Origin of the sequence: Gracilibacillus boraciitolerans JCM 21714 (genome assembly GCF_000521485.1) — a bacterium.
GTDB classification, from domain to species: domain Bacteria; phylum Bacillota; class Bacilli; order Bacillales; family Amphibacillaceae; genus Gracilibacillus; species Gracilibacillus boraciitolerans.
In genome coordinates, this window is the sequence record NZ_BAVS01000006.1 from 41,809 (window position 1) to 65,150 (window position 23,342).

The window sequence follows — 23,342 nt, forward strand, 5'->3', positions numbered from 1 at the left end:
AAATCCCTCGTTAAGAAGCAAGGGATTTATAAGTTTACTCTTCTGCTGTTACTGGAATGTAGATTAATTGTCCAGTAGTTACATCCTCATCATCTAAATTGTTAGTCCTCATAATTTGTCTGGGAGATACTTGATAACGTTCTGCTATTGTGCGCATTTGGTCATCTGGCTGAACAATATATAGTTTGAGACGAGTATAATTTGAGGAATCTTCTTCTGCAAAGATATTTAATAAGTATGACGTGTCCTTTAATTGTTCTTCTCGCGCTTGTACGTGCAGTTTTTCTTCAGGCTTTTCTAATTCAGAGTCTTTCTGAGCTCGCACTTCGTCTTCTATTACTCTCGATTCTCTTACTGCCTCTTCATCATGCACGATAGTATTAGTTGGTGCTTCCCGCTTTGAATCAATGGGAATAATATTATTTTCCATATGAGTTGCTTTTTCCAATTCCTCTTCTTCCACCTTAAAATGAAAGACTTCATTTGACGACTCTTCTTCTACATCTAGGCGATTATCATCAACTGATGGTAATATATCCTCTTCAAACAATTCAGATTGTACTTCGTCATCACGGATTCCGTGTACCGCTAGTGTTGCTTCAATCATCATTTTATCGCTAGTGTCCAGAGAATAGTCAAAATGATCTACTTCAATAGAAACGTCATTGATAGCGGATATTCTATCGATTGGAAGCGAAACATCAATAAGGAACTTATGAATAAATTCGTTTACTTCCTCTGATAAAGATTCAACTCTTTCAACATATGTCACATCTGTTATCCTATCATTTGTTTCAATGGGCTCATCACTTTTTATATATTCTCCTTTGAGCTCTATTACTCCTCTGATTGATAATGTATTTCCCAATTCCTCCATGGAAATAACAGGTTCTAATCCGATACCCAGCATTTCCTTAATTTGTTGATCCTTCTCGAATGCAATTGCTTCATGAATGGTAAATGTAAAAGCTTCTTGCAAAATATTTCCCCCCCCTTCCTTTTGCCTAGCTAAGGCGTACTAGCATCTCAATAAACTATATGTGAAAGGGATATGAAATATGCTTAAGAATATATTACCATTTTCCACCTCTTTTGTCCTTGAAAAATGGGATTGAGAATAAATAATCAATGAAGATATACATAAGAAAGATTATGCGTAGTAACTTCGATTTACTAAATAGTAATTTTGAAATTTTTATTATATGTAACAGCCGCTCCGGCTTGTTAAGCAGTTATACCATATCAATATTATCTTATAAGTTACTGCGCATAATCTTCCTTTTATGTAATAAAAAATTCGAACAATAATAAATTCTAATCGTAGAATTCGCATCATCGTTCGAATTTTATAGTTATCAAATCACTTATGTCTCAATCGTTATGGTAATTTTGAAAAAGCTTTTTCTGCTGCTGCGATCGTTTTTTCAATATCGGCATCTGTATGTGCAGTAGAAAGAAATAATCCCTCAAATTGAGATGGGGGGTAGGAATATTCCTTCTTCAGCCATTATACGATAATAACTCGAAAATGCCTCTGTGTCTGATTTACTCGCTGTTTCATAATTAATAACCGGCTCGTTCGCAAAAAATACTCCTACCATCGAACCAGCACGATTGATTTGGAGAATAGTACTATGTTTATCTGCTGCTTGTTGATATCCTTCTATAAGTCGATCAACTTTATTATTTATCTCTTGATACGCAGATGCATCCATTGCTTTTAATGTTTCTAAACCTGCTGTCATCGCTAATGGATTCCCAGAAAGTACCGGCTTGATATATATCTCCTACTGGTGCAATCCGCTCCATAATGTCTCGTTTTCCACCATATGCACCTACAGGGAGTCCGCCACCGATAACTTTTCCTAGACAGGTTATATCTGGTATAACGTTAAAATGTCCTTGGGCACAATGATACCCGACCCGAAATCCTGTCATAACTTCATCAAATATTAATAACGATTTATACTGTTCTGTTATCTCCCTTAAAGCTGGTAAAAATTCGTTACTGGGTGGTACTACACCCATGTTACCTGAGACAGGTTCCACGATAATTGCGGCAATATCCTCACCAAATTGTTCAAACGCAAAACGAACACTTTCTATGTCATTATAGGGAACAGTGATCGTATGTTGGGCAACACTTTTTGGTACACCAGGACTGTCTGGAAGCCCCCCCAAAGTTGCGACACCGGAACCCGCCTTAATTAATAACGAATCACCATGCCCATGATAATTCCCTTCGAATTTAAGAATTTTATCTCTACCTGTATAACCACGTGCAAGTCTTAATGCACTCATGGTTGCTTCTGTACCAGAATTCACCATCCGTACCATTTCGATAGATGGAACACGATTGATAACAAGCTGTGCCAATTCATTTTCCAGTAAAGTCGGTGCACCAAAGCTTGTTCCTTTTTCTACTACTTCTTTTAATTTTGATACAACACGTTGATCGGCATGACCTAATATTAAAGGCCCCCCCAGCTTAAGACGTAATCGATATATTCATTTCCATCGATATCATAAATTTTCGAACCTTTTCCATGATCCATATAAATCGGATTCATACCAACTGATTTAAATGCTCTTACTGGTGAATTAACCCCCCCACCTGGCATTAGATCAATCGATTCTTTATAGGCATCGACAGATTTCTGATTTTCACGCATGAACGATTTCCTCCTTAACTATTCTGTAGCCATTTTGCTACATCTTTTGCAAAATAAGTAATGATGATGTCTGCTCCAGCTCGTTTCATTGATATTAGTTTTTCCATCACGATCGCTTTTTCATCCACCCAACCATTGATGCTTGCAGCTTTCACCATGGAATATTCGCCACTAACATTATAAGCTACTACAGGTACAGAGTGTTGGTTTTTTACATCTCTAATAATATCCATATAAGATAACGCAGGTTTGACTATGAGAAAGTCTGCACCTTCTTCTATATCAGAAGCTGCTTCACGCCAAGCTTCTAAACGATTGGAAGGGTCCATCTGATACGTTTTGCGATCCCCAAATTGTGGTGCAGAACCTGCCGCATCGCGAAATGGTCCATAAAATGCTGAGGCATATTTAACAGCATAGGACATAATTGGAATCTCCTGAAATCCAGCCTCATCCAACCCTTTACGAATTTCTTTGACAAAACCATCCATCATATTCGATGGAGCGATAATATCCGCACCTGCTTCCGCTTGAGTCACCGCAGTTTTAACATGAAGAGGTAATGATTTATCGTTATCGACATCCTGATGTACAATTACACCACAATGTCCATGAGAGGTGTATTCACATAGACATGTATCAGCAATTACTAATAATTGATCTGTCTTATTCTTTATATGACGAATCGCTTGCTGAACAATACCCTCTGGATCATAGGCACCCGAACCGACTTCATCTTTTTCCTTTGGCACTCCGAATAAAAGTATGGAAGGTATTCCTAATGCTAGTAATTCTTCAATTTCTTCATCTAAATAATCTAAAGAAATCTGGAACACACCTGGCATGGAACTTACTTCTTTTTTTATTCTTTCTCCTTCTACAATAAATAACGGATAGACTAAGTCATTAACTGTTAAATGAGTCTCTCTTACAAATTGTCTCATCGTTGCAGAGTTTCTCAATCTGCGATGACGTTTAAATTCAGTATCTGTCACTTTTATCACCTTTTCTTCAAATAATTGATATAGGTTATCACCATATTTTCGATCGTATATGTACCCGGATAGATAATTGTCTCAAACTGTGCATGTTCTAGTGAAGTAGCTGTCGTTTCCCCAATTGCAACAGCTACGAGTTCTTTTCTCACTCTTTCAAATTGATCAATGGTAAGGAACTGTTGAAAAGCTTCTACGGTCGATGGACTTGTAAAAAAAACAGCATCCACGTGTGTTACCGTCCGCTGTAATGACTTTTTTTCTGCTTCATTTTTAATTGTACGATAGATTATGATTTTTTCAAAAGATACATCGGCTGCGTTTAGTAGTTGCGGAATTTCAGGACGAGATTTTTCGCCTGCAATCAACGCGATTCTTTGTTTTCCATATGTATAAAGAAATTCTTTTACCATATTATCGCCACGATATACAGTTGGTTGAAAATCAATGGTATAATGATGGCTTTCGAGCAGCTTGCTTGTTTTTTCTCCTACGGCAGCGATTTTTTGTGTAATGGTTAACCCTAGTTTTTTTACATATTGATCAAAAAAAGAACCGCTTTGGCACTTGTAAAAAACAGCCAATCTGCCTGCTGATCCAATTGCAATAGCTGTCTACGATTTTCCTCATCAAATATCGCTTCAAAACAAAGTAGAGGTACATGATAGCAGGTAGCACCTTCGTCTTCTAACAAATGGATTAAAGGAAGCGCTTGGGTGGCTTCCCTTGTTACTAATATGTTTTTACCGAGTAAAAGGTTGGTCATTCTTGATTTTCCTCAATTGCTTCATCAACCAGATGTTGAGCACCTCGAGCTTTTAGACTTTCGGCAGCCTCTTTACCTACCTCTTCAGGATTTGTACCTCTCACAACTTCTTTAAGAATTGTCTTACCATCAGCACTTGCAACAAGCGCTGTTAATACTACTTGGTCACCATCCAAATAGGCATAACCACCGATAGGAACGGAGCAGCCACCATTTAACAAATGTAAAAATGTCCGTTCTGCAGTTACCGTTTTTGTTGCATAATCATCATTGATCTTTGCTAATAGACCTAATAATTCTTCGTCATCTTCACGACATTCAATGGCTAAAGCACCTTGTCCAACTGCAGGTACACATACATTTTGTTCTAAAAATTGTGTAACGATACTTTCGTTCCAATTCATTCGTTTTAAACCTGCTGCCGCTAAAATAATCGCATCAAAGTTTTCCTCTTTTAATTTACGCATTCTAGTTTCAATATTTCCACGTATCCACTGAATAGTAAGATCCGGACGTGCTGCTAAAATCTGTGAGCCGCGACGCAAGCTGCTAGTTCCTACGACTGCACCACTTCTCAAATCTTCTAAGCGAATATGATCATTGGAAATAAAAGCATCTCGATGATCTTCTCTCACAGGGATCGAACCAATCACAAGGCCTTTTGGCATCACTGCAGGCATGTCTTTCATACTATGAACAGCAAAATCAATCTCTTTATCAAACATTGCTTTCTCAATTTCTTTCACAAATAGACCTTTGCCACCAACTTTAGATAACGTGACATTTAAGATCTGATCGCCTTTTGTGACAATTTTCTTTATCTCAAAGTCGTATGAATCTCCTGCGTGTTTTTCTAATTGTTCGATCACCCATTCTGATTGAGTAATTGCTAAATTACTTCTTCTTGAACCAACCACAATCTTGCGCACAAATATTGCCTCCTTCAAGTCCTGTTACATATGAAAATTAGATAAGCTGTTAAACAAGAAAAAATTAATTAATAACATTAAAAAGGAAAATATATTCCAGGTTAGAATCGATTTTCCGCGATATCCTCGTCTTATTCGCATCAACAAATATATAGCATATATAGCAAATACGAAGATGGAGCCAATTGTTTTACTATCACCCCAATAAAATTCCGTTCCAGTCATATATGCCCATACTACACCCAAAATAATTGATAATAATAATAGTGGTTCAGCAAGCACTATTAATTGAAAAGCACGTTTTTCTAGTCCCTCTAAGTCTTGGAATCTTTTTAACCATTTATACCCCTTTTTCTGTTTTAATAAATAATATTGCATAAAATACAGACAGGCAAAAATAAAGGAAATAGTAAATGATCCGTATGAGACAAGCGCTAACACAATATGAGCGAATAGCATTTCATTTAACATCGCAGGAATCTGAGCGGAATCTACTAGTTGTATCGACTGTAAAGTATGAATAATCATTACAAAAAATCCAAACACACTAATAAAAAACATAAAAAACTCTTGCCGTAAAAAAAGATGAACCAATAAGGAGAAAGTTATAATGATCCAAGTATACGTATATAAGCCGTCGTTTAAAGTCTGAATCGGCACGCTACCATTTGCAGTAATTTCGATTAACAAAAAAACAGTTTGAGTAATCCAAACCATAGCAAGCAACCAGAATGCGATTCGATTCGCCTTCTGGTTATGATAAAGAAAATCTATAAAATAAAAGATACTCGTTAAACCGTAAAGTAATAACATGCCCTCGTGTATTATTCTTTCTTCTAACATAAAGGGATAACCACCCTATTAATGTGTTGACACATTTTTTAGTTGTTGTAAAATTTTCTCTTTATTTTGTTCCAAAGTAATGACTTTGTTATGCTTTTCTTTATTTGATTCTTCTTTAACACGATCTTTAATATCAAAAATTCTCATAAATAATTGTAGAGCCTCATCCGCATTCTCTTGTCCTGAGAGTTCTTTTGCTTGAAGAATCGGCTTCTTTAACATTTGATTAACGATACTTTTTGTATGCTTATTGAGTACTTTTTCTTTCACGTTCTGTCAAATCAGGCATTTTTCGTTCAATACTTTTCATTGTTTCTTGCTGTATGGATAAAGCCTGTTCACGCAGTGCGGTAATCACTGGAACAACACCTAACGTTTGCATCCATTCATTAAATGCCACAATACCTTCTTCTATCCATAATTCAATAACTGCTGCTGCTTCTCTGCGCACTTCAAGATTAGCATCCACAACATCCTGTAAGTCATCTATATCATACAGAAAAACGTTATCCTTTGAGTCCAAAGCAGGATCTAAATCTCTCGGCACAGCTATATCAACAAGAAATAATGGACGTCCTTTACGCTTTCGTTCCACTTTTTGATAGATGTCTTTTGTTATAATGTATTCATTAGAACCAGTAGAACTAATCACTATATCAGCTTCCACCAATATTTCTTCTAAATTTTCAGTTGATCTAGCTTCCCCCCTGAAATTGAGCCGCAAGCTGTGCTGCTTTATCTAATGTGCGATTTACGACGGTGATTTTTTCAGCACCAGAACCATAGAGATTTTTAGCTGCCAATTCTCCCATTTTTCCTGCGCCTATCACAACAATATGTTTCTCCCGTAAATCCGTAAAAATTTTTTTCGCTAATTCTACTGCTGCATAGCTTACAGATACAGCATTTTCACCTATCATTGTTTCTCTTTGACTTCTTTTGCCATGCGTTATGGCTTGTTTAAATAATTCATTAAAAATAGTGCCAGTTATTTTATGCTGTTGGGCTAATAAGAAACTTTGCTTCACTTGCCCAAGAATTTGTGTTTCACCCATAATCATTGATTCCAGTCCACAGCTTAAACGAAAAAGATGTTCAATAGCTGCTTCATTCTCATAAATGATAATATGTGGAAGGAATTCTTCTTTATCTATTCCAAACCAATCTGCTAAAAATTGCTTAATAAAATATCTGCCTGTATGAAGCTGATCTACTACCGCATAAATTTCTGTACGATTACATGTAGAAAGAATGACATTCTCTAAAATACTTTTTCTATCATTGAGCTCAGTCATTGCCTCCGGTAATCTTTCTTCTTTGAATGCGAGCATTTCACGAACCTCAACAGGAGCTGTTCTATAATTTATGCCTGCTGCTAAAATATGCACAATATCTACCCCCAAAAAAAGCAAAAGCCTAACACATATATTATTATTATAACACATTTTACATCTTAAATAGTGATGAATTTATGAACAGTTTTCATACTATCTATGATAAAATATAAGTTAATTGTTTTGTATCAATTAGTTCTATTGTACTTTATCATAATCGCTATTGTTTATCAAGAAAATTAATCTCAATTAATAATTATTTTAATCTAGGAGTGTTTGTTTTGAAAAAAAATGGTCTTGTGGCATTTTTATTAATAGGTATTGGCTTATTCTTTTTGCTGCGAGAATTGCGATTACCTATCTTAACTGATTTTTATTCTTGGCCAACTTTGCTCATACTGATTGGGACTGCCTTTCTAATCTATGCTTTTTCATCACGTGATTTTAAAAACCTCTTTCCGGGAGTAATTCTTCTTGGATTAGGCATCCATTTCCATGGATTAGCCATTACTCTTTTTGGATCGATCATTGGGGGAATCTATACGCTTATAGTTGCCATTGCCTTCCTGACTAGGGCAATTAAAACAAAAAAAGGCATAATACCAGGTATGATCTTATTAATTATCTCTATTTTTGCAATTTTTGTGAACAATCAGCCTGGATGGTTCAATTGGATTAATGAAACAATGGATTGGATAGAACGATTTTGGCCAGTGCTTTTAATTGGCTTAGGCATCTATTTACTCTTGACAAAGAAAAAGTACTAATCAGATGATTAGTACTTTTTCTTTATTTTATAAAGTTATCTAAATAACTCCATACCTCTTCTTTTCCTTCACTCGTTTCTGCTGAGAATGACAGGACTGCATCATCTTCATCCATTTCCAGGGTGCTAATCACACGTTTTAGATGCGTATCCCTTTTATTCTTAGGAATCTTGTCCAGCTTAGTTGCGATTACTAAAACCGGTATTTCATAATGCTTTAAAAAATCATACATCAAACGGTCATCTTCAGTCGGTTGATGACGTATGTCTACAATTAGAACCGTCAGACGCAAGGTATCACGGAGAGAAAAATATTCCTCCATCATATTACCCCCCCATTTTTCACGTTCTTTTTTTGACACTTTCGCATAGCCATAACCAGGTACATCTACAAAATAGAACAAATCATTAATATTATAAAAATTTAATGTTTGCGTTTTACCCGGTTTGGAAGAGGTACGCGCCAAGTTTTTTCGGTTAATCAGTTTATTAATAAATGAAGATTTACCCACATTAGAACGCCCTGCCAACGCAATTTCAGGCCACTTATCATTAGGATATTGTTTTTCTGACACCGCACTTATTACGATCTCAGCTTTATTTACTTTCATGTGAATCCCCCCAGTAACGCATATTCTAATACCGTATCTAAGTGATCAACCGGAATGAACGTTAATCCCTCACGAACACTTTCAGGTATATCATCGAGATCCTTCTTATTATCGGCTGGAATTATAATAGTGGTAATCCCTGCTCGATGTGCACTTAATGATTTTTCTTTTAATCCACCAATTGGCAGCACTCGGCCTCTTAAAGTAATTTCACCTGTCATTCCAACTTCTTTTCGAACAGCTCGTCCAGTTAATGCAGAAACAAGTGCAGTGGCAATCGTGATACCCGCTGAAGGTCCATCCTTTGGTGTAGCACCTTCAGGAACATGAATATGAATATCATAATTTTCATTGAAATCAGGATCGATTTTAAATTTATCTGCACGTGACCGAATATAACTAAAGGCAGCTTGAGCAGACTCCTTCATCACGTCTCCTAGTTTACCTGTTAACGTTAATTTTCCTTTACCTTTAGATAAACTTACCTCAATCGATAAGATATCACCACCAGCCGTTGTATAAGCAAGTCCTGTTGCCGCACCTATTTGATTTTCTTCTTCCATTATGCCATAGCGAAACATTGGTTTTCCCAAAATTGCTTCTAGTTGTTTTTCCGTGACAATTACCCGTTGTTTTTCTTTAGATACGATTATTTTAGCGGCTTTACGACAGATGGAAGCGAGTTGACGTTCTAAACCACGAACTCCTGCTTCTCTTGTATACACTCTAATTAATTTTAGTAATGCGTCATCTCTAATTTGTAAATGTCTTTTTTTTAGTCCATTTTCTCTTAATTGTTTTGTTAATAAATGATTTTTTGCAATGTGCAGTTTTTCTAGCTCTGTATACCCCCCCGCAATAGAAATCACTTCCATGCGATCAAATAATGGTCTGGGTACGGTAGCTAAAGTATTAGCAGTTGCAACAAACATCACCTTTGATAAATCGTATGTTTCTTCTAAATAATGATCGCTAAACGTATTGTTTTGTTCAGGATCTAACACTTCCAACATAGCTGCAGAAGGATCACCTCTGAAATCATTGGACATTTTATCAATTTCATCTAATAAGAATACTGGATTGATTGTTTCTGCCTTTTTCATTCCTTGAATAATTCGACCAGGTAATGCACCAACATAGGTACGACGATGACCTCGGATTTCCGCCTCATCTCTAACACCACCAAGTGAAATTCTAACAAAGTGACGATCGATAGCTCTTGCAACAGATTTAGCTAATGAGGTTTTTCCAACTCCCGGAGGACCCACAAGACATAAGATCGGACCTTTCAAGGAGTTCGTTAATTGCTGAACAGCTAAATATTCTAGCACCCGTTCTTTGACTTTTTCCAAACCATAATGATCCTCATCTAAAATATTTTCCGCATGTTTAATATCTAAATTATCTTCTGTTTCCTCTGTCCATGGTAATGCGAGGATCCAATCAATATAATTACGGATGACTGAACTCTCAGCAGAGCTTTGTGGTACACGTTCATAACGATTAAGTTCTTTTTCAACTAATTGTACGATTCGATCAGGTAATTTTTTCTTTTCCAATTTCTTTCGTAAGCTTGCAATTTCACCAGTCTTACCGTCTTTATCACCAAGTTCATTCTGAATGGCCTTCATTTGTTCACGCAAGTAATATTCTTTTTGAGTTTCTTCCATCGATTTCTTCACACGTTGGCCAATTTTTCTTTCTAATTCTAATACTTCTTTTTCATTTGAAATGATATCGAGCAGTCTTTTAAGACGGATAATTACATCTTTCGTTTCCAGTATCTCTTGTTTATCAGACATTTTTAATGTGATATGTGATGCAACCACATCAGCAAAACGACTAGGCTCTTCAATATCTATTACACTGGCTAAGGACTCTTTGCTTACTTTCTTGGAAATTTTAGTGTAGTATTCAAATTGTTCTAGTAGTGCACGTCGTAAGGCATCTTCTTCAGCTTTTTTGTGATGCACGTCTTCTATTTTATTAATTTCAACAAAAAATTGCTTTTCATCTTTGATGAATTGCTGAATTTCTGCACGATACAGTCCTTCTACAAGCACCCGCATCGTACCATTTGGTAATTTAAGCATTTGGTTAACTTTTGCTACTGCACCAATCTTATGTATATCATCAGGACTAGGCTCATCAATAGCACTTTCCTTCTGTGCCGCCAAAAAGATTTGTTGATCATTCATCATTGCTTTTTCCAATGATTCAATAGATTTTTCGCGACCTACATCTAAATGTATAACCATGCCCGGAAAAACGATGAGACCGCGCAAAGGTAATAGTGTATATGTATAAATTTTGATTCCGTCATATGGCACCTCCGTCAAAGCTACTAGTTTTCTGTTTTTTTTTTTGATAATTCGCTAGTACTATTGTTGTTATGTGGATTTTCTATTTGTTATCAGTTTAAAGAAGTTTTTGTTTTTTTGTAAATCTATACGTTTTTATATACTTTCATATTTTACATATAATTAGTTTTACCGGTTGTTTGTGAAACATACAAAATCCCTTGTTCTATAACAAGGGATTTTGTATTTATGCACTCTCTTTTGGTAATTGAAGATTTTGAACGGTACCATCCAGATGAACTAACTTCGGACGTCCATCTTCATCAGTGACGGTTTCTTTCGTAATGATACACTTTTTAATATCATCTCGTGAAGGTAGTTCAAACATAACTTCTAACATAATACCTTCGAGTATTGATCTTAAGCCACGTGCACCTGTTTTACGCTCGATTGCCTTTTTGGCAACCTCTTCCAAAGCACCATCTTCAAATTCTAATTCGACATTATCAATTTCAAATAGTTTGTTATATTGCTTTACTATTGCATTTTTAGGTTCTGTTAAAATTTCAACTAGCGTTTTTTCATCTAACGGTTCTAAACTGCCGATAACAGGTAAGCGTCCAATAAATTCTGGAATTAATCCAAAACGTAATAAATCTTCTGGAAGCACCTTGGAAAGTAAAGTAGCTTTATCCATTTCCTGATTTTCTGCATCTGCGCCGAAACCAATTACCTTCTTACCAAGACGGCGTTTAACAATCTGCTCAATACCATCAAACGCACCACCACAGATAAATAGAATATTAGTTGTATCAATTTGAATAAATTCCTGATGCGGATGTTTTCTTCCACCTTGTGGAGGTACACTGGCAGTAGTGCCTTCTAATATCTTTAATAGTGCCTGTTGTACACCTTCACCTGATACATCACGTGTAATCGATGGATTCTCTGATTTTCGTGCTACCTTATCAATTTCGTCGATATAAATAATACCTTTTTCCGCCTTCTCCACATCATAATCTGCTGCTTGGATCAGCTTTAATAAGATATTCTCAACATCTTCTCCCACATATCCTGCTTCTGTTAAGGAAGTAGCATCAGCTATCGCAAATGGGACATTTAAAATACGCGCTAGAGTTTGAGCTAATAATGTTTTACCGCTACCAGTTGGACCAATCATAGCAATGTTACTTTTTGCTAATTCTACATCATCTTTCGTTTTTGGAGAATTAATCCGTTTATAATGATTATAGACCGCTACAGATAGGTTTTTCTTTGCTTTTTCTTGACCGATTACATAATCATTTAAAATTTCACATATTTCCTGTGGTTTCGGAATATCTTTATATTCCACTTCTTCTTCTGTACCTAATTCTTCTTCCACAATTTCCGTGCAAAGTTCAATACATTCATCACATATATAAACACCTGGTCCTGCAACTAACTTACGAACCTGGTCTTGACTTTTCCCACAAAATGAACATTTTAATTGACCTTTTTCTTCATTAAATTTATACATGACATTCACCCCCCCTTGTTCAAAAAGTTTCATATGACCATAAAAGATAAGAAATTATTTTCTTTAGCCCATCATATCAAATTGTTCCAAATTAAAAAAGCAATACACTTTAACGATGCTAACGTTTTAAAAGCGTAACAATATTTTAATCTGATTACAAATAGTTTGCGCTATCTAGAAGAAGAGTTTCTTTATTTATATGTTAGTCTTAACAAATGTATATCCTTCTATTGCATGGAATTAATTATTATGTATAAGTTTGGACTTCTTTATATATGGGATTGGGGGGGCGCTTTGATGTTAGAGAAAACAAGGTACCAATCAGTGCACCTTGTTTTCTCTAGCTAACTATTATTTTGTTTTACTATTTTCTACAAGCACATCAATTGCTTTTTTGAACTTCAAATCATCTTGGAGTGCTGCAGTGTTTCCACCAAGCGCCTGCTTGATTTGATCGATTTCCATGTTATACGATGAAGCCATTGTTTTTAATTCTTTTTCAACATCTTCGTCTGTTACTTGCACATTCTCTGCTGCAGCAATAGCTTCTAATGTTAAGTTAGTTTTGACACGTTTAGAAGCATCTTCCTTCATTTGGCCTTTCAATGCATCTTCATCTTGACCAGATAATTGGAAGTACATTTCCAATGTCATACCTTGCATTTGCAGTCTTTGCTCAAATTCTTGAAGCATACGATCTAATTCAGATTGCACCATTGCGTCAGGAATTTCCACTTCAGCGTTATCAGATGCTTGTTGGATTAAATCCTCACGTTTGTTGGCATCTGCTTCGTTTTCCTTCTGTTCTTGCAGACGTTTTTTTGTTTTGTCTCTTAATTCATCTAAGGTTTCTACTTCTTCGTCTACATCTTTTGCAAATTCATCATCCAATTCTGGAAGTTCTTTTGCTTTAATTTCATGAATTTTCACTTTGAATGTCGCATCTTTACCTGCTAGATTCTCTGCATGGTATTCTTCAGGAAAAGTAACGGATACTTCTGTTTCTTCTCCAGTCTTCTTACCGATAAGCTGCTCTTCAAAACCTGGAATAAAGGAACCAGATCCGATTTCTAATGAGTGGTTATCTGCTTGACCGCCTTCAAAAGCTTCCCCATCAACAAAACCTTCAAAATCGATAACGACAGTATCGCCATCTGCAATTTCGCCATCTTCTTTGACAACTAACTCTGCTTGTTGCTCCTGTTGTTTTTTAATTTCTTCTTCTACATCTTCATCTGTTACCTCTGTGGATTGTTCTTCCACTTCAAGCCCTTTATATTCGCCTAACTTCACTTCTGGCTTTACCGTTACTTTTGCAGTAAAAATAAGGTTTTTACCTTTTTCAATTTGTTCCACATCAACTTCTGGTTGATCTACTGGTTCGATTCCAGTTTCTTCTACAGCAGCTGTATATTCACCAGGTAATACAATATCTACTGCATCTTGGTATAATGATTCTACACCAAAGCGTTTTTCAAACATTCCCCCCCTTGGTATTTTTCCTTTACGGAAGCCAGGTACTTGTACTTGTTTAACCACCTTTTTAAAGGCTTGGTCTAAAGCACTATTAAATTTGTCAGCATCAACTTCAACTGTTAATATGCCAACATTACCTTCTTGTTTTTCCCATTTTGCTGTCATTCTAAATTCCCTCCAACGTAAAAACTTGTATATTTGACGTTCATTCAATATACCATCTTATACTAGACCGAACGCAAATTGCAACCATCTTATTATAACATAATTGCTTTGGCTTTCAATAATAATAACATATGTAGTAATAAATTCTATATATACTGGGTTATACGTCTAAAATTGCTGCGTATAATGTCTCCGAAACATCAATCATTTTTAAGTAGTGTTCTTTCATTAAGGAGGATTGACGATCATCCCATCTTCCATCAATTGAAAACTTTTGCTCACATAAAAGTTCAGCGACTCAGCAAAAACTTGGTAATTTTCTTTTTGAGGTAAAAATGGTGTAAAGACATAGGCAAATCGTTCTAATATAAATTGAATCATTTGATATTTAGTAGGATCATGATGCTGTACATCTTCTAAATATTGGGTCACACCTGTAAAAAAAGAGGTAGGTAAAATAGAATCACTTGCTGGCATATCTAACGTATCCATCAAATTGAATTTTTCGATTTGCAATGGTTTGGATGGCAGCAGCTTTTCGTAATATTCTAAAATAGCTGTTTTCACTACGGGATGAATAGCTGGATCTTGAAGCATTTTTCGAAAGATTGCTTTATCTGTTTTAGTTTTCAATTGTAGTAATCGCTTCACCATATACCATTGTTTACGATCATTCTTCTCTTTCATTGCCTCTTCTAATTGCTTTTCTATTTCTATGTACGATTGTTTATCATCCTGCTCTTGTAATTCACTACTAAGCTGATACATATGTCTTAATTGTTCCGCAATATGATCTGGTATATTCTGTTCTTCTAAAGCATCTTCAATCAGATACATAACTTCTTTATATTTGCTCGATTGAAATAATAAGGTGGAATAAATATGTACGTAATATGCAAAGTACTGATCTTTTCGGGCGATTAAATCTTCACAGAATTCTTCTGCCTGGTCTTGCATATTTAACTCCATCATGCATATTAATTTACCTGTCATCACCTCATGTGAATCAACTCCAATATCTGTAAGCTTAAGGAAATAATCGTAAGCCAGATCAAATTGATTCTCCTGCATCGCCTTTTTTGCTTGCTCTTCCAGGTTATCCTTCCATTTTGAAAAATAATTATATTTTTCCGTTCCTCTTCCATATTTTCACCTGCCTATATGTAGTAGCTACTATTATAAATTTTATTTTTATATTACTCAAGTGCTAGAAAATGAAAGAATCAATAAATTGTAATTATTACCATTTACTCTTCCTACACTTTATTATTATCCATTCACTATTCCCAATAAATCGTAACTTCATTATAAATGATATCGCTTCATAAAGTAATATAACAATTTTATCTATCATACATTATTAATAGTTAGAATATGCTGAAGAGGTTGAAAGAAGTTTATATGTCACATTATCTTAATGATTTCGAAATCTACTTATATCATCAAGGCATACCTATCACCACTATAAATTTCTCAGTTGTCATTTCATGCAAAATCGGTTTCAATTCACCGTTAGAGCCCCGAAATGCTTCACCTATAGAATTTGCTGACAAACAAAATACTTCTCTACATCAAGTAGTCCAAGAAGATTGGCACCATCAAAATAGCATATAAAAGTGAAATTACCACCATAAGCTATGTTGGTTTTTCAAAAAAATAAAGAGGAGGGCTATCATGAAGAAGGAATGTGTAACAATGCTTCTAGCAGGAGGTGTGGGTAAACGTCTCGGATTATTAACCCAAAATATAGCCAAACCTGCTGTTCCTTTTGGTGGAAGATATCGGATTATTGACTTCACCTTGAGCAATTGCTTAAATTCACGAATGTACACAGTTGGCGTACTAACACAATACTCGCCCCCCCTTGAACTCCACAAACATATTGGAGTTGGGAAACCATGGGATATGGATCGGATGGAAGATGGCCTCACTATATTATCTCCATTCACAGTCAATGATGGTGGCAGCTGGTATCTAGGTACTGCGGATGCTATCACGAAAAATATTAATTATATAGAAGGATATGATCCTGAATATCTAATCGTTCTTTCAGGAGACCATATTTATCATATGGATTACACAAAATTATTACAGCAACATAAGGAAAAAGGCGCAGATGTTACGATCTCTGCTATTGAAGTTCCATGGGAGGAAACCTCTCGGTTCGGCATCTTAAATACTACAGATGATCTTAAAATATATCAATTTGAAGAGAAGCCAATGAAGGCAAAAAACAATTTAGCTTCCATGGGAATTTACATTTTTAATTGGAAAATCTTAAAGGATTATTTAGAGGATGATGCGACAAACAATAATTCCAATCATGATTTTGGACAGGATATTCTTCCGGCCATGATTGAGAACAACCTCTCCCTCTATGCTTATCGTTTTGAAGGCTATTGGAAAGATGTAGGCACGATCAATAGTTATTGGGAAGCACATATGGATCTATTAGAAGACCATCTTCCCTTTTCGCTAAACAATGATGAATGGAGAATTTATTCACATGATTCCAATTTTTCTCCCCAATTAATCGATAAAAATACCAGTATTCATCATTCCTTAGTAAATAATGGATGCGTCATTTCCGGTACAATAGACCACACTGTATTATTTGAAAATGTAGAAATTAAAAAAGACGCTATCGTGAAAGAATCGATTCTTCTCCCTGGAGTACGCGTAGGAGAAAATGCTTTTTTGCAACGTGTGATTGTCCAGGAAAATGTAACAATTCCAGCGAATACTAGAATTATAGCGAATTCTGACTCGGAACCTGTTGTTCTATCAAATGAGAATTTGGAATCAATATCTTAAGGAGGTGAAGATATAATGGAAACAATGATGGGATTGATCAACTTAGAACACGAACACGATTTTCTTAATGAATTAAATTATTTTAGATGCGGAGCAGCTACCCCCTTTTGCAGGAAGATATCGTTTGATCGATTTCACGCTTTCTAACATGATTAAGTCTGATATTAGCGAAGTAGCAATCTTCACCACAAGCAAATACCGTTCATTATTGGACCATTTGGGATCTGGAGCAGATTGGGAATTAAATAAACGTCATGGTGGATTATTTATTCTTCCACCACAATGCAAGAGGCCACTGATATTTCTAAAGGGGGGGACTTAAGACACTTTCGCAATAATTGGGATTACTTTGAAACAAGCAAGGCAGATTATGTCTTAATAAGTAGTAGCCAGTTTGTTTCCAATATGGATTATCAAGCGTTATTCAACAGTCATTTAGAGTCAAAGGCAGATATCACGTTACTTACCACACACTATGATCTATTGCCTGAACATGATGCCTGTCTGAAAGTAGAGGTCGATGCGGATAACCAGGTGAAAACTATAACCAATGATACAAAAAATCCCCATGTTTTCTCAGGGGGGGTTTATGTGATAAAGAAATCTTTACTTTATGCCTTAATAGAGGCATGCATTGCTAACTACAAAGAAAATTTCTTCTTAGATGGTGTTATTACCAATCTAAATTGTTTAAAAGTCCATTCCTATTATTATGAAGGTTACAGCGTCATAATCAACTCCATCGACAGCTATTACAAGCAAAGCTTAGCGTTACTCGAAATAGATAATTATCGTCAATTATTTTCTGAATGGGAACGTGTTTATACGAAAATTGGAAATCAAGCTCCTACTAAATATAACAGTTCAGCCAAAGTATCAAGATCCATGATAGCAACTGGTGGTGTCATAAATGGAGAGGTCGATAACTCTATTCTATTCAGAGGCGTAAAAGTGGGAAAAGGTGCGAAAATAAAAAACTCCATCATCCTTCAACATTGCACAATTAGAGATGGTGCTCATATAGAAAATGTCATCTTAGATAAAGATGTAACGATTACAGAAGATCAATTGCTAAAAGGAGCTAAAGAACAACCTTTTATAGTTGCAAAAAACAAAACGGTTTAAAGAGATTTATCAATGGTTCATAAGATTTTTATATATAGTAACTTCCGACCAAATAAAAAACCTCACAACGCTAATCGTTGTAAGGTTTTGGTAATGTCCCAAGCAGGATTCGAACCTGCGACCCACAGCTTAGAAGGCTGTTGCTCTATCCAGCTGAGCTATTGGGACATGGAGCGGGTGAAGGGAATCGAACCCTCGACATCAGCTTGGAAGGCTGAGGTTTTACCACTAAACTACACCCGCAACGAATTAGAATATGTATGTTTAAAATGATTATCTCGTTAACGGACAAATACTATTATATAAATTTGCGTAGTCAATGTCAACAGTTATTAAGAAATATTTTAATATTTTTGTGATATTTATATATTGCTCCACATGATAAGTGATAGCTCCATGAGACAAAGAGAGACTCCCCCCCTTAAGTGACATCATAAAGTCAGTTAGTATCTAATAAACCTCTATCTCATGAAGCTAAGCTTATGTCTTGTATGAACAACTTACTAAAAATTAGTCAATGATGTTTGGTAAGCAAGACTAGAGATTTCTTGACCTTCTTTTGTATAAAAATGGACTGACACATCTTCTAATTGATCATCAGCTGTTAATAATGCATAAGAGCCTGGATAGGAACTTCTTGGCTGACGCAGACTGCCAGGGTTTATAAACAATTGATCATTCACCTTTTCCACAGCAGCAACATGGGCATGACCTACACAAATAATATTCGCACCTAATTCTTCCGCTCGATAAGAGGCAGGCATTAGTGTCGATTTAATTTGAAATAAATGACCATGCGTCACAAAAAAGTGCAACTTTCCAACAGAAAAATCCAGTTCCTCAGGAAAGCGAAAATCCCTGTCCATATTTCCTTGTACTTTCTCGAATCCTTCAAGCGGCTCACTATCATATTCAAGCTCTGAATCGCCACAATGGATCATAGCATCCACTTCGTTCTGATGCCTTGCTTTAATTTCTGAAACCTCTTGACTCCAGCCATGACTATCACTAATTATGAGAACTTTAGCCATTCTTACATCTCCTTACATCAAACAATTTATAATTCCTTTACCCACTTCTCAATTTTATCTAACGCTTTTCTACGATGACTAATATTATTTTTTTCTTCAGGTGTTAGCTCAGCCATTGTTCGGCTACTACCCGCAGGATAAAAAATAGGATCATAACCAAATCCATATTCACCAATGGCTTCAAAACCAATCATACCTTCACACTCTCCACGTTTTAATATGATCTTTTCATCTGGTTGTGCAATTGCTAAAACACAAACAAAACGACCAGAACGCTGCTCCTTCGGTACGTCGCTTAATTCGTTTAACACTTTTTGCAGATTTGCGAGATCATCTTTTTCTTCTCCAGCATATCTTGCTGAATACACTCCCGGCGCACCATTCAATGCGTCAATTTCTATGCCTGAATCATCGGAAATAACTGGAAGGTTGAATTTCTCACAAATTGCTTCAGCTTTTATTGCTGCATTTTCTTCAAAGGTACTACCTGTTTCTTCGATATCTTCAACTAGTTCAGGAAAATCTAATAATGAAGAGACTCTTATTCCAAGCGGCTCAAACAATCCTTTAAAGTCTTTCATTTTTCCAGGGTTTTTTGTGGCAATAATTAATTCCTTCATATGAGTCAAGCTCCTATTACAATTCTAATTTCTCTTGATATGGTTTAATTGCTTCTGCTTGGATTTCAAAAATTTCTTTCATTCCTTTTTCTGCCAAAGCTAACATTTTTGTTAACTGAGCGTTACTAAAGGTTGCTTCTTCGCCTGTACCTTGTATTTCAACGAATTCACCTTTTCCTGTCATTACAATATTCATATCAACATCTGCTTGAGCATCTTCCGAATACTCCAGATCTAAAATCTCTGATCCATCTGGTAGTACACCAACAGAGATTGCTGCCAAGTAATCTGTTATCGGAAATTTTTTTATTTTGTTTTCGTCCACTAATTTACCTAATGCATGGACACTGCTACAAAGGCTCCTGTTATCGAAGCTGTTCTAGTTCCTCCATCTGCTTGAATCACATCGCAGTCCACCCAAACGGTTCTCTCACCAATTGCTTCTAAATCTACTACAGCACGTAGAGAGCGGCCAATCAAACGTTGAATTTCCATCGTTCTTCCTGACACCTTACCTTTAGAGGATTCGCGAATATTTCGTGTTTCCGTTGCGCGTGGTAACATTGCATATTCCGCCGTAATCCAACCTTTTTTAGACCCTCTCATGAATGGGGGGGGAACTCGATCTTCGACACTAGCATTACAGATTATCTTTGTGTCGCCTACTGTAATAAGTACCGATCCTTCCGCATGTTTAATAAAATTTGTTTGAATTTCAATCTTTCGTAATTGATCAATTTCTCTTCCTGTTACTCGCATTTATACTTCCTCCTTACATTCTGTTCTATCTTAACATATTTTCTCAGCAGATTGTGTTTTCATACATCTGACTTTTCATCTGAAATAGTAAAACGAGTCGAGAACATATCAATTATTTCCCATCACAAAGCCAAACGACGTAATGAATCACGATAAACATAAGGAAGATTATGCGACATAATGCATGTGGCAATTTTGAAAGATTTTTACTGCTAAACAGCCGCTCCGGCTTGTTACGCAGATATACCATATCATAATTATTTTATCAGTTACTGCACATAATCTTCCAAAGATGTAATTAAAAATCCGAATGATAACAAATTCTAATGAAGAATTCGCATATCATTCGGATTTCATTTTCATCAAACTACTTTTGCCTCAGTTTCGTTTCGAGAAGTTAAAGACTTTCCGTTGGTGTCAGCATTTCTTTGGAAACTGGTTCTGTATATGGTTGTTCACTTTCACTTATTACTTCTTTATGATTTTCAACATTAACCTCAACTGCTTCTATACCTTCTTGTTCTGTTAGGGTTAAGACGATTGATTTCATTACCTCGTCTGCAATTTCACTTTTAGCACTATTACTTAAGATATTTTCATTAAATGTTAAGGATAATACACCATCCTCCAATACCGGTGCCGCAGCTAACTCAGAACCTGTATTAACAAAATGTTGAAGTGGTAAATCAAATGCAGGTCCGTCCATTAAGGCTTGTACGACCGATTGATAAGTATTTTCCTCGTCCATTGGTACGTGTTGTGTTATTGGTACGAAATAGACCATTTCATCGCCTTGGCCTTGCATTGGAAAGTAAAGCGTTGTAGCTTTACTTTCCATTATATCAACTCCTTGAACTTGATGAACATTGATACCATTTGCACGAGAGTATCCGTCTGATATAGGTGTGCCATTGACTGGCATTTCATTCTGTTCTTCACCATTTATCCATAATTTTACACGTTGAACATTTTCAAATTGTGTTAACGTATGTGTCATGGATTCTAATATTTTTTGCTCATTTTCCGCTTGATATGTTTTAAAATCATCTGAAACATTCACTACTAATGTTCCATCTGCTTCTAGATTTAAATCAATAATTTCTGTTCCAGCTGGTAATACAGCCTGAAAACCACTAGGCAGCATCGAAGTTACAGGTCCATCCTGCACTAAATATTCGAGTACTTGTTTAGCAACTTCCTTTGAATCAGGGGGATGGAAGCTGTACTTCATACGGAACAACCAAACCGTTTTGATCTAATAAATACAACACTCTTGATACACTTTCAGATGAATTAGGTTCATTTTCTTCCTGACCATTGTCACCTTCTGTTTCCTCATTATCTTCTTCCGTATCCTCTGTTTCTTCAGGAATATTATCTAAATCCTCGGTTAATTCTGCCTCCTCTGGCGGTGCGTCTATTTGATCTAATGTCTGTTCCCCCCTCAAAAACACCACAACCAACTAACAATAATAAACATAGTAATACAATTCCTACATATTTTTTGGCTAAATCGATTTTCATCACCGATACCTCCTAAGATGGTTTGTACTACTATATATACGAGCTATTCAGCAAAATAGACCAATATAATTTGAAAAGCAAAAATTGCCCAACATGATATATTTAAGGTAATCCCTTAGAAGAATAAAAGGTTATTTAACATTTATGAGTGTTTGGTAACTAATTCGTCAGAATTGACGAAATCTCACGCAAACAGATACAACACCGAAGATATTAAATTGTTTTGAAAAACAAAAAAGAACTTAAATGAAATTTCCATTCAAGTTCTTCCTAAGCTTTTGACTGTATTTAATTCAATTTGATCCACTGCATCCACTTTTTGAGCCAGCCATCTCGATGCAATCTCATGAAACACATTCACATTCCCAGTGGTATAAAAGTGGTGTTGTGCTTCCTTTATTCCATGGTATAACTTCTTATGGTAAGCCAATATCGTACTGACTTCTCTTGCCGTTTCTTCTCCAGATGATATTACAGTAACGGTAGCACCCATCACTTCCTGAATGATATCTCTTAACATTGGATAGTGTGTACATCCTAGAATAAGTGTATCCATTTCGCTAAATTGTTTTATTGGCTCTAATGTTTTCTTCACCACATGATATGCTTCTTCTCCGCTTACCACTCCCTTTTCCACTAATGGCACAAAGAGGGGGGGACAAGCTAAATCTCTAACTTCTATCTCTGTATTAATTTGTTTTAAGGCATTTACATATGCTTTACTGCTAATGGTGCCTTCTGTGCCTATTACACCTACTTCACCTGTCCGAGTATTTGTAATAGCCGCACGAGCTCCCGGCTGAATGACACCAACAACCGGTATTGATAGTTCATCCCGCAATTGCTCTAACACAAATGCTGTAGCCGTATTACAAGCTATTACTAACATTTTAATCTCTTTCCCCCCCAAAAGAAATTCGACCATTTCCAATGTATATTGAATGACTTCTTCTTTTGGTCGCGGGCCATATGGGCACCTTTTTGTATCTCCTAAGTAAATAATCGATTCCTTAGGTAATTGACGAACTAATTCACTTGCCACCGTTAGACCGCCTACTCCGGAATCAATTACCCCCCCTATTGGTTGTTTCAC

Annotated in this window: 20 protein-coding genes, 2 tRNA genes and 3 pseudogenes; 4 read left to right on the top strand and 21 right to left on the bottom strand. The window is 36.0% G+C overall.

Annotated features, from left to right (window positions below; translation table 11 throughout):
* Window positions 1–34 precede the first annotated feature (34 nt).
* The 8 genes and pseudogenes from JCM21714_RS06125 to hemA all read right to left on the bottom strand — a co-directional run bounded on the left by JCM21714_RS06125 (window position 35) and on the right by hemA (window position 7,593).
* Complete coding sequence (locus JCM21714_RS06125; RefSeq protein ID WP_035722696.1) at window positions 35–979, bottom strand: LysM peptidoglycan-binding domain-containing protein; 945 nt, start codon at window positions 977–979, stop codon at window positions 35–37.
* A gap of 399 nt (window positions 980–1,378) precedes the next feature.
* A pseudogene (hemL, locus tag JCM21714_RS06130) lies at window positions 1,379–2,672 on the bottom strand (glutamate-1-semialdehyde 2,1-aminomutase).
* Window positions 2,673–2,686: 14 nt separating this feature from the next.
* Window positions 2,687–3,667 carry a porphobilinogen synthase gene (gene hemB / locus JCM21714_RS06135; RefSeq protein WP_035722699.1) on the bottom strand — a complete coding sequence of 327 codons (981 nt, stop codon included), beginning with the start codon at window positions 3,665–3,667 and terminating at the stop codon, window positions 2,687–2,689.
* A 5-nt stretch (window positions 3,668–3,672) separates the two neighbouring features.
* Window positions 3,673–4,251: a uroporphyrinogen-III synthase gene (locus tag JCM21714_RS18180; protein WP_052000426.1), complete on the bottom strand. Its 579-nt coding sequence runs from the start codon at window positions 4,249–4,251 to the stop codon at window positions 3,673–3,675.
* Complete coding sequence (locus JCM21714_RS22835) at window positions 4,200–4,433, bottom strand: uroporphyrinogen-III synthase (RefSeq protein ID WP_052000427.1); 234 nt, start codon at window positions 4,431–4,433, stop codon at window positions 4,200–4,202. The genes JCM21714_RS18180 and JCM21714_RS22835 overlap by 52 nt, the downstream gene beginning before the upstream one ends.
* The gene (hemC, locus tag JCM21714_RS06145; RefSeq protein ID WP_035722702.1) at window positions 4,430–5,362 is read right to left on the bottom strand and encodes a hydroxymethylbilane synthase; all 933 of its coding nucleotides are present in this window, start codon (window positions 5,360–5,362) and stop codon (window positions 4,430–4,432) included. Before hemC ends, JCM21714_RS22835 begins: the two co-directional genes overlap by 4 nt.
* A 24-nt stretch (window positions 5,363–5,386) precedes the next feature.
* A complete protein-coding gene (locus JCM21714_RS06150) occupies window positions 5,387–6,205 on the bottom strand; it encodes a cytochrome C assembly family protein (RefSeq protein ID WP_035722703.1) in 819 nt (272 codons plus the stop codon).
* Between the two features lie 18 nt (window positions 6,206–6,223).
* Window positions 6,224–7,593, bottom strand: a pseudogene (gene hemA, locus JCM21714_RS06155) (glutamyl-tRNA reductase).
* Between the two features lie 227 nt (window positions 7,594–7,820).
* Here hemA and JCM21714_RS06160 point away from each other — a divergent pair.
* Window positions 7,821–8,306, top strand: a complete 486-nt coding sequence (locus JCM21714_RS06160; RefSeq protein WP_235182646.1) for a LiaI-LiaF-like domain-containing protein — start codon at window positions 7,821–7,823, stop codon at window positions 8,304–8,306.
* A 22-nt stretch (window positions 8,307–8,328) separates the two neighbouring features.
* Here JCM21714_RS06160 and yihA read toward each other — a convergent pair whose 3' ends face one another.
* From yihA to JCM21714_RS06185, 5 genes are all read right to left on the bottom strand, one after another.
* Window positions 8,329–8,916 carry a ribosome biogenesis GTP-binding protein YihA/YsxC gene (gene yihA / locus JCM21714_RS06165; RefSeq protein ID WP_035722706.1) on the bottom strand — a complete coding sequence of 196 codons (588 nt, stop codon included), beginning with the start codon at window positions 8,914–8,916 and terminating at the stop codon, window positions 8,329–8,331.
* Window positions 8,913–11,174, bottom strand: coding sequence for an endopeptidase La (gene lon, locus JCM21714_RS06170; RefSeq protein ID WP_084040607.1), 2,262 nt, complete (start codon window positions 11,172–11,174; stop codon window positions 8,913–8,915). The genes yihA and lon overlap by 4 nt, the downstream gene beginning before the upstream one ends.
* A 289-nt stretch (window positions 11,175–11,463) precedes the next feature.
* Window positions 11,464–12,735 carry an ATP-dependent protease ATP-binding subunit ClpX gene (clpX, locus tag JCM21714_RS06175; protein ID WP_035722707.1) on the bottom strand — a complete coding sequence of 424 codons (1,272 nt, stop codon included), beginning with the start codon at window positions 12,733–12,735 and terminating at the stop codon, window positions 11,464–11,466.
* A 351-nt stretch (window positions 12,736–13,086) separates the two neighbouring features.
* Complete coding sequence (tig, locus tag JCM21714_RS06180) at window positions 13,087–14,376, bottom strand: trigger factor (RefSeq protein WP_035722709.1); 1,290 nt, start codon at window positions 14,374–14,376, stop codon at window positions 13,087–13,089.
* A 228-nt stretch (window positions 14,377–14,604) separates the two neighbouring features.
* Window positions 14,605–15,447 carry a hypothetical protein gene (locus JCM21714_RS06185; protein ID WP_035722711.1) on the bottom strand — a complete coding sequence of 281 codons (843 nt, stop codon included), beginning with the start codon at window positions 15,445–15,447 and terminating at the stop codon, window positions 14,605–14,607.
* Window positions 15,448–16,050: 603 nt separating this feature from the next.
* Here JCM21714_RS06185 and JCM21714_RS06190 point away from each other — a divergent pair.
* The 3 genes from JCM21714_RS06190 (at window position 16,051) to glgD (ending at window position 18,315) form a co-directional block, all read left to right on the top strand.
* Entirely contained in the window at window positions 16,051–17,190 is a 1,140-nt protein-coding gene (locus JCM21714_RS06190) for a glucose-1-phosphate adenylyltransferase (RefSeq protein ID WP_035722714.1), read from the top strand.
* A gap of 124 nt (window positions 17,191–17,314) precedes the next feature.
* Window positions 17,315–17,512 (top strand): hypothetical protein, encoded by a 198-nt coding sequence (locus tag JCM21714_RS23835; RefSeq protein ID WP_369403483.1) that lies wholly within the window; start codon window positions 17,315–17,317, stop codon window positions 17,510–17,512.
* Entirely contained in the window at window positions 17,473–18,315 is an 843-nt protein-coding gene (glgD, locus tag JCM21714_RS06195; protein ID WP_369403484.1) for a glucose-1-phosphate adenylyltransferase subunit GlgD, read from the top strand. The genes JCM21714_RS23835 and glgD overlap by 40 nt, the downstream gene beginning before the upstream one ends.
* A gap of 94 nt (window positions 18,316–18,409) precedes the next feature.
* Here glgD and JCM21714_RS06200 read toward each other — a convergent pair.
* The 8 genes and pseudogenes from JCM21714_RS06200 to racE all read right to left on the bottom strand — a co-directional run bounded on the left by JCM21714_RS06200 (window position 18,410) and on the right by racE (window position 23,342).
* Window positions 18,410–18,483 (bottom strand) — tRNA-Arg (locus JCM21714_RS06200).
* Window position 18,484: 1 nt separating this feature from the next.
* Window positions 18,485–18,558: transfer RNA gene (locus JCM21714_RS06205), tRNA-Gly, on the bottom strand.
* 260 nt (window positions 18,559–18,818) lie between these two features.
* On the bottom strand, window positions 18,819–19,346 hold the full coding sequence (locus JCM21714_RS06210; protein WP_035722715.1) for a metallophosphoesterase family protein: 528 nt from the start codon (window positions 19,344–19,346) through the stop codon (window positions 18,819–18,821).
* A gap of 26 nt (window positions 19,347–19,372) precedes the next feature.
* Window positions 19,373–19,966, bottom strand: a complete 594-nt coding sequence (locus tag JCM21714_RS06215; protein ID WP_035722718.1) for an XTP/dITP diphosphatase — start codon at window positions 19,964–19,966, stop codon at window positions 19,373–19,375.
* Window positions 19,967–19,982: 16 nt separating this feature from the next.
* Window positions 19,983–20,725, bottom strand: a pseudogene (rph, locus tag JCM21714_RS06220) (ribonuclease PH).
* Window positions 20,726–21,122: 397 nt separating this feature from the next.
* The gene (locus JCM21714_RS06225) at window positions 21,123–21,956 is read right to left on the bottom strand and encodes a GerMN domain-containing protein (RefSeq protein WP_369403485.1); all 834 of its coding nucleotides are present in this window, start codon (window positions 21,954–21,956) and stop codon (window positions 21,123–21,125) included.
* Window positions 21,931–22,173: a hypothetical protein gene (locus JCM21714_RS23840; protein WP_369403486.1), complete on the bottom strand. Its 243-nt coding sequence runs from the start codon at window positions 22,171–22,173 to the stop codon at window positions 21,931–21,933. The genes JCM21714_RS06225 and JCM21714_RS23840 overlap by 26 nt, the downstream gene beginning before the upstream one ends.
* 335 nt (window positions 22,174–22,508) lie before the next feature.
* A complete protein-coding gene (racE, locus tag JCM21714_RS06230; RefSeq protein ID WP_035722721.1) occupies window positions 22,509–23,342 on the bottom strand; it encodes a glutamate racemase in 834 nt (277 codons plus the stop codon).

Coding starts and splice junctions, on each gene's coding strand:
- JCM21714_RS06225 (WP_369403485.1), bottom strand. CDS start 21,956: ATGAAGTACAGCTTCCATCCCCCTGATTCAAAGGAAGTTGCTAAACAA.
- lon (WP_084040607.1), bottom strand. CDS start 11,174: ATGGTTATACATTTAGATGTAGGTCGCGAAAAATCTATTGAATCATTG.
- JCM21714_RS06210 (WP_035722715.1), bottom strand. CDS start 19,346: ATGGCTAAAGTTCTCATAATTAGTGATAGTCATGGCTGGAGTCAAGAG.
- JCM21714_RS22835 (WP_052000427.1), bottom strand. CDS start 4,433: ATGACCAACCTTTTACTCGGTAAAAACATATTAGTAACAAGGGAAGCC.
- JCM21714_RS06215 (WP_035722718.1), bottom strand. CDS start 19,966: ATGAAGGAATTAATTATTGCCACAAAAAACCCTGGAAAAATGAAAGAC.
- JCM21714_RS06185 (WP_035722711.1), bottom strand. CDS start 15,447: ATGCAGGAGAATCAATTTGATCTGGCTTACGATTATTTCCTTAAGCTT.
- JCM21714_RS06190 (WP_035722714.1), top strand. CDS start 16,051: ATGAAGAAGGAATGTGTAACAATGCTTCTAGCAGGAGGTGTGGGTAAA.
- clpX (WP_035722707.1), bottom strand. CDS start 12,735: ATGTATAAATTTAATGAAGAAAAAGGTCAATTAAAATGTTCATTTTGT.
- JCM21714_RS06150 (WP_035722703.1), bottom strand. CDS start 6,205: ATGTTAGAAGAAAGAATAATACACGAGGGCATGTTATTACTTTACGGT.
- glgD (WP_369403484.1), top strand. CDS start 17,473: ATGCAAGAGGCCACTGATATTTCTAAAGGGGGGGACTTAAGACACTTT.
- yihA (WP_035722706.1), bottom strand. CDS start 8,916: ATGAAAGTAAATAAAGCTGAGATCGTAATAAGTGCGGTGTCAGAAAAA.
- tig (WP_035722709.1), bottom strand. CDS start 14,376: ATGACAGCAAAATGGGAAAAACAAGAAGGTAATGTTGGCATATTAACA.